Source organism: Kitasatospora sp. NPDC057223 (assembly GCF_042669755.1).
Lineage (GTDB): Bacteria > Actinomycetota > Actinomycetes > Streptomycetales > Streptomycetaceae > Kitasatospora.
Map to the genome: position 1 here is coordinate 1 of NZ_JBHUWW010000106.1, position 11,965 is coordinate 11,965.

At 74.1% G+C, this 11,965-nt stretch carries 10 protein-coding genes; 1 reads left to right on the forward strand and 9 read right to left on the reverse strand.

The annotated features are described in order from the left end of the window. The 8 genes from ACFUK0_RS29450 to ACFUK0_RS29485 form a co-directional block, all read right to left on the reverse strand. On the reverse strand, positions 1-1,503 hold a 1,503-nt coding region (locus ACFUK0_RS29450; protein WP_380255493.1), incomplete at its 3' end, for a type I polyketide synthase. Positions 1,504-1,636: 133 nt separating this feature from the next. Continuing rightward, entirely contained in the window at positions 1,637-2,722 is a 1,086-nt protein-coding gene (locus tag ACFUK0_RS29455) for an alpha/beta hydrolase (protein ID WP_380255494.1), read from the reverse strand. Further along, complete coding sequence (locus tag ACFUK0_RS29460) at positions 2,719-3,570, reverse strand: 2-oxo acid dehydrogenase subunit E2 (RefSeq protein ID WP_380255495.1); 852 nt, start codon at positions 3,568-3,570, stop codon at positions 2,719-2,721. The genes ACFUK0_RS29455 and ACFUK0_RS29460 overlap by 4 nt, the downstream gene beginning before the upstream one ends. 5 nt (positions 3,571-3,575) lie before the next feature. Further along, positions 3,576-4,625 carry a 3-oxoacyl-ACP synthase III family protein gene (locus ACFUK0_RS29465; RefSeq protein WP_380255496.1) on the reverse strand — a complete coding sequence of 350 codons (1,050 nt, stop codon included), beginning with the start codon at positions 4,623-4,625 and terminating at the stop codon, positions 3,576-3,578. 183 nt (positions 4,626-4,808) lie between these two features. Continuing rightward, the gene (locus ACFUK0_RS29470) at positions 4,809-6,812 is read right to left on the reverse strand and encodes a dipeptide ABC transporter ATP-binding protein (RefSeq protein ID WP_380255497.1); all 2,004 of its coding nucleotides are present in this window, start codon (positions 6,810-6,812) and stop codon (positions 4,809-4,811) included. Further along, the gene (locus tag ACFUK0_RS29475; RefSeq protein ID WP_380255498.1) at positions 6,799-7,662 is read right to left on the reverse strand and encodes an ABC transporter permease; all 864 of its coding nucleotides are present in this window, start codon (positions 7,660-7,662) and stop codon (positions 6,799-6,801) included. Before ACFUK0_RS29475 ends, ACFUK0_RS29470 begins: the two co-directional genes overlap by 14 nt. Further along, positions 7,659-8,612, reverse strand: coding sequence for an ABC transporter permease (locus ACFUK0_RS29480; protein ID WP_380255499.1), 954 nt, complete (start codon positions 8,610-8,612; stop codon positions 7,659-7,661). Before ACFUK0_RS29480 ends, ACFUK0_RS29475 begins: the two co-directional genes overlap by 4 nt. A 17-nt stretch (positions 8,613-8,629) precedes the next feature. Further along, a complete protein-coding gene (locus ACFUK0_RS29485) occupies positions 8,630-10,333 on the reverse strand; it encodes an ABC transporter substrate-binding protein (protein WP_380255500.1) in 1,704 nt (567 codons plus the stop codon). A gap of 302 nt (positions 10,334-10,635) precedes the next feature. Here ACFUK0_RS29485 and ACFUK0_RS29490 point away from each other — a divergent pair, with 302 nt between their 5' ends. Then, the gene (locus ACFUK0_RS29490; RefSeq protein ID WP_380255501.1) at positions 10,636-11,142 is read left to right on the forward strand and encodes a nuclear transport factor 2 family protein; all 507 of its coding nucleotides are present in this window, start codon (positions 10,636-10,638) and stop codon (positions 11,140-11,142) included. Between the two features lie 93 nt (positions 11,143-11,235). Here the strand turns inward: ACFUK0_RS29490 and ACFUK0_RS29495 are convergent, their stop codons facing one another. Then, positions 11,236-11,889 (reverse strand): lysophospholipid acyltransferase family protein, encoded by a 654-nt coding sequence (locus tag ACFUK0_RS29495; protein WP_380255502.1) that lies wholly within the window; start codon positions 11,887-11,889, stop codon positions 11,236-11,238. Between the last annotated feature and the right edge of the window lie 76 nt (positions 11,890-11,965).

Genomic DNA, 11,965 nt, shown 5'->3' on the forward strand with positions numbered 1-11,965 from the left:
GTGGTGGTGGAGGCGTCGGGCCTGGTCGCGGAGTGCGGTGGTGTCGCGGGCGGTGAGGGGCCAGACGTAGGGGCCGGTGGTGTCTGCCGGGGTGGTTTCGGTGGTGGGTGCTGGTTCTTCGGTGGGTGCTTCGAGGATGACGTGGGCGTTGGTGCCGCTGATGCCGAAGGAGGAGACGGCGGCGCGGCGGGGGTGGCCGGTTTCGGGCCAGGGGGTGTGTTCGGCGAGGAGGGCGACGTTGCCGGCGGTCCAGTCGACGTGGGGGGAGGGGTGGTCGAGGTGGAGGGTGCGGGGGATGTGGCCGTGTTCGAAGGCCTGGATGATTTTGATGATGCCGGCGACGCCTGCGGCGGCTTGGGTGTGGCCGATGTTGGATTTGATGGAGCCGAGGTAGAGGGGGTGTTCGGTGGGGCGGTTCTGGCCGTAGGTGGCGAGGATGGCTTGTGCTTCGATGGGGTCGCCGAGGGTGGTGCCGGTGCCGTGGGCTTCGACGACGTCGACCTGGTCGACGGTGAGGTCGGCGTTGGCGAGGGCCTGGCGGATGACCCGCTGCTGCGAAGGCCCGTTCGGCGCGGTGAGCTGGCTGCTGGTCCCGTCCTGGTTGACGGCGGAGCCGCGCAGGACCGCGAGGACGGGGTGCCCGTTGCGCCGCGCGTCCGAGAGCTTCTCCAGGACGAGCAGGCCGGCGCCCTCCGCCCAGCCCGTGCCGTCCGCCGCTGCCGCGAAGGGCTTGCAGCGGCCGTCGGGCGCCAGGCCGCGCTGGCGGCTGAACTCCACGAAGGTGCCGGGGGTGGCCATCACGGTCACACCGCCGGCCAGCGCGAGCGTGCTCTCGCCGGAGCGCAGCGACTGCGCGGCGTAGTGCACGGCGACCAGTGAGGAGGAGCAGGCGGTGTCGACCGTGACGGCCGGGCCCTCCAGGCCGAGCGTGTACGAGACGCGGCCGGTGGCGATGCTGCCCGCGCTGCCGTTGCCGATCCAGCCCTCGTAGCCCTCGGGCGCGGGGTTGAGCCGGGAGCCGTAGTCGGAGTACATCACTCCGGCGAACACCGCGGTCTTGCTGCCGCGCAGCGTCACCGGGTCGATGCCGGTGCGCTCCAGCGCCTCCCAGGCCGTCTCCAGCAGCAGGCGCTGCTGCGGGTCGGTGGCCAGTGCCTCACGCGGGCCGATGCCGAAGAAGGCCGGGTCGAACTCGCCTGCCTCGTAGAGGAATCCACCCTCACGGGCATAGGCGGTGCCGGGGTGGTCCGGGTCCTCGTGGTAGAGGTTCTCCAAGTCCCAGCCGCGGTCGGTCGGGAACGGGCCGACGGCGTCGGTGCCGTCGGTGACCAGCTGCCAGAGGTCCTCCGGGGTACGCACGCCGCCCGGGTAGCGGCAGGCCATGCCGACGATCGCGATCGGCTCGCGCCGGTCCGCCTCAAGTTTCGCCACCCGCTGGTTCGCCCGCTGCAGGTCTGCGGTGACCCGCTTGAGGTAGTCGCGGAGCTTCTCCTCGTTAGCCATGGGTGGTTCCATCCTTCGGGTACGGGCGGCGGACAGCCGTTCGTGGCCGGTCGACTTCGGTGAGAGGTGGGGCAGGTGATGCAGGTGACGCAGATGACACGGGTGACGCAGGTCCGGCGGGGCGGCGCGGTGGTCAGCCGGCGCGGCGGGCGCGCAGCCGGGCGAGCCGCCAGAGGGCGCCGAACAGCGCGCGGCGCGGGTCCCGGACGCCGCGCATCCGCAGCACCGAGAGCACGACCCAGAGCGGGGTCTCGCCGGCGTGGCGGGGCGAGCCGTGCACGTCGTCGTTGACGAGCAGGGAGAGGTCCCGGACGTTGCGGCGCAGCAGGGGCACCTCGCCGGGCGGCACGATCTCGTCGCGTCCGCTCACCAGGTAGGCGAGCGGGATGTCGAGCGCCGCGAGGTCGGCCTCGCTGAGCGCCCAGTCGCGGATGTGGGCGCCGAGTTCACCGGGCTTCACGCCGGAGAGGTGGGCGAGGGTGTCGACGGTGATCCGGGGGACCTGCTGCTGCCAGTCCTCGTCGGTGAAGAAGTGGTGCAGCGGGGCCCCGGCGGTGACGATGCCCCGGATGCGCGGGTCACCGAGGGCGGCGCGCAGCGCGAGGTGGCCGCTGAAGCTGAGCGCCACCGCGTAGCTCTGGTCGACCTTGGCGCGGTCGGCGACGGCGTCCAGCAGGGCGGGGTAGAGCCGGTGGCTGTCGGGGCCGTACACCAGGGTGTTGGAGCCGACGCCGGGCAGTTCGGTGACCAGGCCGGCCATGCCGAGCCGGGCGACCTGGAGCAGGACGGGGGCCCACTGCTCCTTGGTGCTGACGATGCCGCCGGAGAACAGCAGCAGCGGCTTGGGGTCGCGGGTGGAGAGCCCCGCCGTCCAGGCGTGGACGGTGCCGCCGTCCGTCTCGACCGCGAGCGGTTCGATGACGGGGGCGTCCTCGCGGCGCCAGCGGTCGAAGGCGGCGGCGCCGCGGTCGGCGGCCTCCTGCCGGGCCGGCCCGTCGACGTACGGGAACCGGGCGATGGTGAAGTGCCGGACGGCGTCCTGGACCTGGCCCGCGCGCTCCAGCTCCTCGCCGGCGCGGGTCCATTCGTGGGCCCAGGAGCCGGGGCCGCTGCCGTCGTCGGTGATGCGGTCCAGGATGCGGCGCCGGTCGGTGTCCGGGATGCGCTGGGCCCGGGCGTGCACCTCGATGTACTGCTTGAGCTCGCCGATGTCGCTCATCGTGCGGTCGCCGTCTCGATCGCCTCGGCTGCCTCGCCCGCCGTGGTCGCCGCGGTCGCCGGTGCCGCCCGGTAGGCGGGGTAGGACTCCAGGACGTCCTTGATCCCGGCCAGCACCTCGGCGGACTCGGCGCCGTCCACCACCCGGTGGTCGAAGGTGAGGTTGAGCCGCAGGACGGGGGCGACGGCGGGCAGGCCGTCGCGGGCCACCACCCGGTCGAGGATCCGGCCGACGCCGAGCGTGATGGTGGTGCCGCCGACGGAGTGGAAGCCGTCGACCGGTGCGTGGCCGAGCGAGCTGACGGCGAAGGTGCCGATCCGCTCGGGGCGCCCGCGCAGCGGGCGGACGCTCGCCCGGTAGGCGAGCAGGCCGAGCAGCGGGTGCAGCTTGTGCAGCGCGCGGACGGGGCCGAACTCGGGCCTGGTGTCGGCGTCGTCGCCCCGGTAGTCGTCGATCTGCGCCTGGATGGCGGGGAGTTCGGCGGTGTCCAGGTCGGGCACGACGGTGGCGAGCACCACGCGCTGTCCGCCGAGGCGGCGGTCCAGCACGAGCTTGCCGGCCACCGTGGAGTAGCGGGCGACGCGGGGGCGGAGCCGGCCGCGGACCGCCGCGTTGGCCTCGGGGTGCTCGGCCAGCACCCGGCCGGCGGCGAGCAGGACGTACGCGACCGGCGAGTACCGGACGCCGTCGGCCTTGGCGGCCTCGCGGTGGGCGAGGACCCGGGTCATGTCGATCTCGGTGTCCAGGTGGACCGGCGCGAAGGAGCGGATCTCGTCCAGGAAGTAGAGCGTGTGCCGGCGCTGGCGGGCGGGCGGCCCGACGGGTGCGGCGGGGGTGGTGGAGGTCATCGGGGTCAGGCTCCTTCGAGGGCGAAGCCGGCCTTGATCCACTTGCTGGACTCCACCGCGACCGCGATGGCCCGCTCGCCCGGGGCGATGCGCGGCAGCAGGAGTTCCAACTGGAGGAAGGGCAGGCCGTTTCCGTTGTTTCCGGTGGTGGTCACGACGCTGATCTCCTCGGCCGAGGTGGCGCCGAGCAGCTCGCTGATCCGGGTGGTCATCCGGCCGGAGAGCTGGGGCGGCAGCAGGTAGTCCAGCGCGTCGGCCTTCCAGTCCAGGGTCTCCAGCAGCTCGCGGTAGATCTCCTCGGCGAGCACCGGGACGCGCGCCTCGATCGCCTTGTAGTCCTCGCTGACGGCGGGGGTGTCCGAGTCGCGGTCGTTGGGGCCGAACCAGGTGAGCGTCTGCCCGGGGGCCTGGCCGAGGCCGACCAGCCGGGTGAAGACCTGCCGGATGACGGGCGCGCCGGGCACCGGGTCGGCGGAGAGCACGACCGCGCCCGCGCCGTCGCCGAAGAGCACGGCGTTGACGAGCTGTTCCGGCGGCAGCGCCGAGACGTCGGCGGAGAGGTCGAAGGCCCGGGCGCAGACGTCGCCGCCGATGACCAGGGCGGTGCGGTGCTCGCCGGTGAGGAGCAGCTGCCGGCCGAGCGCGATGGCCTGGAAGGCGCCGGTGCAGCCGGACTGGAGCTGGAAGGTCGGGATCTGGTCGATGCCCAGCCGGTCGGCGACGATGTTGACGGTGCCGGGCATCAGCAGGTCGGGGGTGGCGGTGCCGAGGACGAGCACGTCCACGTCGGCTGCCTCCAGGCCCGCCTCGGCCAGTGCGCGGGCGGCGGCCGTGGTGGCGAGGTCGGCCAGCGAGTGGGTCAGCGTGCCGCGTTCGAGGTCGAGCGCGAGGTGGCGGGTCCTGGTGCCGACGAAGACGTCCACCCATTCCGCCCACTGCTCGCTCTGGCCGAACCGCCGGGCGAGCGCGATGTTGTCCACGGGGGCGCCCGGGAGCGCGGTTCCGACCGACAGGACACGGATATCGGGGATGTCGCGGGTACCGGGGAGTGCCACAACCGGGCCTCTCTGCTGCGGGGACGGGGCTGGGATATTCCGGCCGACGTGCCTGCCCGGGCCGCCTCATGGAGGGCGGGAGCGCCGGCAGAAGTGACGGGTTGTCGGCCGATGGTGCCGGACGCCCGCCTGAGGGCGTACTCGTCCGGCTCCATCAGCCTGCGGGCGGGGGCTAAATCTGGCCTAAGCCGTCCCGCCGGTGGCGTCCGGCAGGGCCCGGGCGCCGGGCACACCGGGTGCCTTGCCGAACGCGGGCGCGCCGTCCCCGCCGGCCAGCGGCAGTGCGGCCAGCAGCTGCCGGGTGTACGGGTGCTGAGGGTCGGCGAACAGTTGCTCCACCGGGCCCTCCTCGACCACCTCGCCGTCCTTCATCACCAGCACCCGGTCGCTGGTGTGCCGCACGACCCCGAGGTCGTGCGAGATGAACAGCACGGACACGCCCGTCCGCTCGCGCACCTCCGCGAGCAGGTCCAGCACCTGGGCCTGGACGGAGACGTCCAGCGCGGAGACCGGCTCGTCGCAGACCAGCACCTCGGGCTCGGGGGCCAGCGCGCGGGCGATGGCGACGCGTTGGCGCTGGCCGCCGGAGAGCTCGCGCGGGCGGCGGCCGAGCAGTTCGGGGCCCAGCCCGACCAGCCGCAGCAGCTCGCTGATCCGCTCGCGCTTCCGGCGGGCCGCACGCCGCCCGGGGGCGCCGAGGGCTTCGCCGACGAGCCGCTCGACCGTCCAGCGGGGGTCGAAGGCGCTGAGGGTGTCCTGCTGGACGAGCTGCACGCGGCGCCGGTCCGCGCTGCCGGGCCACGGCTCGCCCAGCAGTGTCACGGTGCCGGAGTCGGGGCGCAGCCGTCCCATCGCCATCAGGGCGACGGTGGTCTTGCCCGATCCGGACTCGCCGAGCACGCCGAGCACCTCCGAGGCGCGCAGCTCCAGCGAGACGCCGCGCACCGCCTGGTGCACCGACCCGTCGGGCCGGCGGTACGACTTGGTGAGCGACTGCGCGGCCAGCACCACCTTTCCGGTGCTGCCGTCGCTTTCGCCGCCGGTCGCGGCTGCCTGCGGTACCGGGGCGGGCCACGGCTCGTCCGGGCGCAGACAGCGGATCACCCGGCCCTCGGAGACCTCGACGACCGGCGGGTCCTCGGCGCGGCAGCGGTCCTCGGCCAGCGGACAGTGCACGGCGTAGCGGCAGCCGGCCGCCGTGCCGGTCGTGGCCGCCACGACGGGCAGTTCGCGGCTGCGGACGGACAGCGGGGTGCCACGCGGGTGCCGCCCGGGGACGGCGGCCAGCAGTTCGCGGGTGTAGGGGTGGGCGGGTGCCCGCAGGACCTGTTCGGCCGGGCCCTCCTCGACGAACACGCCGCCGAACATCACCGCGATCCGGTCCGCGAGCCGCGCCACCACCGACAGGTCGTGGCTGATCAGCAGCAGCGCGGCGCCCTCGGCCTTCTTCTGCGCGAGCAGGTCCAGGATGCGGGCCTGGACGGTGACGTCGAGCGCGGTGGTCGGCTCGTCGGCGACCAGGACGGCCGGGTCGGCGGCGACCGCCGAGGCGATCAGCGCGCGTTGGCGCTGGCCGCCGGACAGCTCGTGCGGGAACTGCCGGGCGCGTACCTCGGGCTCGGGGACGCCGGCCTCCGCGAGCAGTTCGACCGCCCGCCCGGCGCGCTCCGCGGCCGGCAGCAGCCGGTGGTTGAGCAGGGCCTCCGTGACCTCGGCGCCGATCCGGCGCAGCGGGTCGAGCGAGACCAACGCGTCCTGGAGCACCAGTCCGACCCGGCGGCCGCGCACGGTGCGCCAGGCGCGGTCGTCGAGCGTGGTGAGGTCCAGGCCGTCCAGTTCGAGCCGGTCGGCCCGGACGGAGGCGCCCGAGCCGGCCAGGCCGAGCAGGGTGCGCGCGGTGACGCTCTTGCCCGAGCCGGACTCGCCGACCACGGCCAGACACTGGCCGGCGTGCAGGGTGAAGCTGATGCCCCGGACGACGTCGTCGTCCCGCACCCCGTCGTCCCGCGTCCCCTTGTCGCGCACCCCCTTGTCGCCCACCCCGGCGGAGCCCGTCCCCTTGCGGGCCCGCCCGAATCCGACCCGCAGGCCTTCGGCGACCAGCACGGGCGGAGCCGTCGGGGCGACTGCCCCGACGGCCTGCCCGGCCACCGTGGTGGTGGCGGTGTCGTCCTCAGTAACGGCCATGGTGGTGCCTTCCTTCCAGCCGGCGCTGCAGATCCCGGCCGACCACGGTCAGAGCGGCGGCCGTCGCCACCACGGCCAGCCCGGGGCCGAGCGCCAGGGCCCAGGCGTCCTCGAACTGCCCGCGCCCCTCGGCGAGCATCGACCCCCACTCGGGGTCCGGCGGTTGCGGGCCGAGGCCCAGGAAGCTCAGCGAGGAGCCGGCGATCACCGCGCTGCCGATGCTGAGCGTCGCGAACACCACCAGCGGCGGCAGCGCGTTGGGCACCACGTGCCGCAGGTGGGCGGCCCAGCGGCGCTGGCCGAGCGCGACGGCGGTGTGCACGTAGTCGGCCCGGCCCACCACCAGCGCCTGGGCGCGGGCAAGCCGGACGAAGCCCGGGATGACGGAGATGCCGATCGCCAGGGTGGCGTGTCCGGTGCCGGGGCCGAGCACGGCGATCACCAGCAGGGCCAGCAGCAGCCCGGGGAAGGCCAGCAGGATGTCGGTCACCCGCATCAGGAACTCGTCCACCGCGCCCCGGGCCATCGCCGCGATGATGCCGAGCAGCGAGCCGACGCCGAAGGCGAGGCCGGTGGCGCCGAGGCCGACGGTCAGCGAGTCGCGGGTGCCGTGCACCAGCCTGCTGTACACGTCACGGCCCAACTGGTCGGTGCCCAGCAGGTGTTCGCCGCCGGGCGGGGTGAGGGCGTGGATCGGGTCGACGATGTCCGGCGGCTGGGAGCTGAGCAGGCCCGGCCAGAACACGGCCACCGCGAGGAGCAGCAGGACCGCCCAGGCGAGGACGGGCCCGGGGCGGGGGAGCCGGCGGGCGGCGAACGGCCGCACCAGGGTGCTGTGCAGGGTGGTCATCCGGAGGTCTCCTTCAGCCGGGGGTCGGCGACCAGGTACAGGGCGTCGACCAGCAGGTTGACCAGCGTGAAGACGGCCGCCGAGACGATCACCACACCGGTCACCACCGGGAGGTCGCGCACCGAGATGGCGGAGGCGGTGATCCGGCCGATGCCCTGCCGGCTGAACACCGTCTCGACCACCACGGCGCCGCTCAGCAGCGAGCCGACCGTCCAGCCGGAGAGGGTCAGCAGCGGCACCAGCGAGTGCCGCAGCGCGTGTCGCAGCCGCAGCGCCGTCTCGCCGGAGCCGCGGGCGCGGGCGCTGACCGCGAACGGCTCCTCCAGCGACCGCTCCAGCGACTCGCGCAGGATCTGCGAGAACACGCCGAGCATCGGCAGGGCCAGCGTCACGGCGGGCAGCACCAGCCCCTCGGCGCCGTCACCGCCGACGGCGGGGAACAGCTGCCACTGGAAGGAGAACAGCGTCAGCAGCACGATCCCGGCCCAGAAGGCGGGGGTCGAGCTGAGCACCAGCTCCACGGCGGAGGAGGCACGGCGCAGCAGCGGGCGCCGCCCGGCGGTCGCGACGGCCAGCAGGACGGAGCCGGTCAGGGCCAGCAGGAAGCCCGTCAGGGCGAGTTCCACCGTCGCGGCGGCCTGGCTCGACAGCAGGTCGGAGACGGGCTGCGAGAGCTGGTAGGACTGCCCGAGGTCGCCGTGCAGCAACCGGCCCAGGAACAGGCCGTACTGGACGTACAGCGGCCGGTCGAGCCCGAGGTCGCCGCGCACCTGCGCGGCGGTCTCCGGGGTGACCTCGTGACTGCCCACCAGGAGCTGCACCGGGTCACCGGGCGCCAGTCGCAGGCCCATGAACGCGGCGGTGGCCGCGCCCAGGATCACGACGACGGCCAGCAGCAGGCGGCGCAGGAGCAGCCGGGCGGCCGGCCCGAGGGCCGGCCGCTTCGGCAACGCGCTGGGGGACGCACTCACTTCTTGGCCAGCCAGGCGTCGTAGAACTGCGGGAAGGCGGCCGCGTCGTAGCCGATCCCCTGGACGGCGGAGGTGGCGCCGAGTGCGGAGGACGGCACGTACAGCGGGATCTCCAGGGTGTGGTCCACGATGTACTTCTGGGCCTGCGCGTAGGCGTCGCCGCGGACGGCCGGGTCACTGCTGGAGGCGCCCTTGTCGAGCCAGGCGTCCAGCTGCGGGTCGGAGAACTTGAACAGGTTGGAGCCGCCGTTCTGCGGGGTCGAGGCGGAGCCGAAGTAGTGCCGCAGGATGTCGGCCTCGGGGCGGACGAAGCTGAAGCCGAGGATGTCGGCGGTGCCGGACAGCGCGCTCTTGGTGAACGTGCCCGGGTCCTGGTTGAGGTACTGGATCTCGATGCCGACCTTCTTGGCGTCGGCCTGGATGCTCTGCGCCAGCAGGTCGCGGTTGTCCCGGGCCAGGTAGGCGGAGGTCGGCCAGACGATGGTCAGCCGCTTGCCGTCCTTCGTCCGGTAGCCGTCGGCGTCACGGGCCGTCCAGCCCGCCTCGTCCAGCAGCTTGGCGGAGGCGGCGGGGTCGTACGGCGACGCGCCCTCGACGGCCTTGTTGTAGAAGACGGTGGTCGGGCCGAGCGGGCCCTGCGCGCGCTTGCGGGTGTCGTGGTAGACCGACTTGATCAGCGGGTCGAGCTGGAGCGAACGCTGGAGCGCGGTGCGCACCTTCTCGTCGGAGAGCACGCCGGTCACCGAGTTGAGGAAGAGGCCGTAGACCTGGCCGGGTGCCTCGTGCTGGATGACCTGGTAGCCCTTGGTCGCCTTCAGGTCGGCGATCTTCGCCGGGGTGACGTTCCCGGCGACCTCGATCTGACCGCTGGTCAGCTGGCCCTGGCGGACGGAGTCCTCCGGGACGATCTGGAAGACCAGCTGCTCCAGGTGGGCGGCGCCGGTGTGGCCCGCGCCCTCCGGGCCCCAGGCGTAGCCCGGGTTGCGCTTCAGGGTGACCTTGGTGCTCTTCTCCCAGGAGACGAAGGAGAACGGGCCCGAGCCGACCGGCTTGCGGCACAGGTCGGCGGCGTTGTCGACCAGCGACTTCGGCGACTGGATGCCCAGGTACGGCGTGCTGAGCGCCTGGAGGAGGGCCGCCCGGGGCTTGGACAGGGTCACCTTGACGGTCGCCGGGTCCACCACGGTCGCGGCGGTGAAGCCCTCCAGCAGGCTCGCGGCGTACAGGGACTTGGTGGCGGGGGCGACCGCGTGGTCCAGGCTCGCCTTCACCGCGGCCGCGTCCAGCACGGTGCCGTCGTGGAAGGTGACGCCGGCCTTGAGGTGGAAGGTGTAGTCCAGGCCGTCCGGGGACAGCTCCCAGCTGCTGGCGAGCCACGGGCGGAACTTGCCGTCCGCGTCGAGGCGTACGAGCGAGTCGAAGATGTTGCGGTCCACGACGCCGGTCACGTCGGCGGGGCTGACCGCCGGGTCCAGGCAGTCGGGCTCGGTGTCCGAGGCGAACCGCAGCGTGCCGCCGTCCACCGGCACGGCGCTGGCGCCGGCCGCCGCACCCGGTCCGGCGGCGGAGCCGGACGAGCTGCACGCGGCCGTGGCGACCAGGATGACGGCGGCGAGGGCCGCCGAGCGAAGGGCGCGCGAGCGGGGCGGCGCCGGCCGACTTCTGTCGCCGGGGTTGAGCTGCGGTGCGGTGATGTGCACGGGGATCTCCAGCGCGAAAGGGGATGGACCCCGGGGGAGGGCGGCGGGCGGCTCCGTCGACCGGTCGAAGGACACGGCAGAGGGCAGGCCGGAGCCCCGGGGGCAACCGAATCTTGACGCGGAGCGCTAAGCCCGCGCTAAATTCCGCACGTCGCGGCCGTATAGGTAGACGTAGGTGGTTGAAGTAGGTAATTCCTCGGATGTACCGGCCGCGGCGCACTGCCAGCATGGAGTCACCCACCCGGGGCGCCGGCCCAACGGCCTTGCCGCCCTGTGCCATTGATCTTCAGGGAGACAGCACCGTGAGCGACAGCAGCCAGAGCACCGTGACCGACGTCCGCACCGCCGAGGACGCCGAGGCGATCCGCCGGCTGCTGTCCCGTCAGGCGCACCTGCGCGACACCGACCAGCTCGACGACTGGGTCCAGGGCTACGCCGAGGACGGCGTGTTCACCGCGCACGGCACCGTCGCCACCGGCCGCGCCGAGATCCTCGCCATCGCCGAGGCGCAGCGCGCCGCCTTCTGGTCCGACTGGCGCGGCTCGCACTTCCTCAGCGAGCCCGGCATCGACGTCGACGCCGAGGCGGGCACGGCCACCGGCATCACCCACTACACCTTCCTCGGCCTGGACGAGGACGGCGGCTACAAGGTCTACGTCGTCGGCCGCTACCACGACCGCTTCGTCCGTACCGAGGACGGCCGTTGGCTGCTCGCCGCCCGCGAGGTCCTGACGGTCGGCGAGGAGTCCCTCAAGCCGGCCGAGGACGCGGCCCACACCCCGGCCGAGGACGGCTCGGCCGAGGCCTGACGCCGCTCGACCGGTGCCGGTCGGTCGTGGCCCGACGCCGCCCGACCGGCACCGGTACCGGTTCTGGTGCCGGTACTGGTGCCGGTGCCCCGGCTACGCCGCCGGCTCGGCGATCCGCTGTGCGGCGGTGCGCCAGGCGGCGGTGACGGCCTCCCGGGCCTGGGCGGTCGCGGCGGCGGTGTCACCGGTGAGGTGGACCGGGGCGCCGAGGTGGACGTGCACGGCGGGGCGCCGCAGCGGTGCGGTGAGCACGCCGGCGAGCTGCTTGGACGTGCTGCCGGAGCTGAGGCGGCGGGCGCCGGCCTGGCCGAGCGGCAGGACGGGGGCCCCGCTCTCGCGGGCGAGCCTGGCGAGGCCGCTGCGGAAGTCGCCCGGCGCCGCCTCGCCGGAGTCGCCGCGTCGCGGCAGGCGGCCCTCGCCGTAGATGAGGACGATCCGGCCCGCCGCCAGTGCGGCGGCGGCGCCGTCCAGCGCCGCGCCGGCCTGCCGGGTGTTGCGGTGCACCGGTATGTGCCCCTCGCGGGCGAGGGCGCGGCCGAAGACCGGGATCCGCCAGAGCCCGGCGGTGGCCAGGACGACCGGGGTGACGCCGAGGCGGTGCAGGGCGGCCAGGACCACGGCCGGATCGGCGAGCGAGGTGTGGTTCGCCGCGACGATGCTGCCCGGGGCCGGTTCCACGCCGGGGGCGCTCGTGACCGTCAGTCCGGCGAAGACGGGTACGACGGCGTTGGCGAGGCGACTGAACACGGGTGGTCCTTCGGGTGCGGGGTGCGGGGTGCGGGGTGCGGGGTGCGGGGTGCGGGCTGTGCCGCTCCCATGGTCC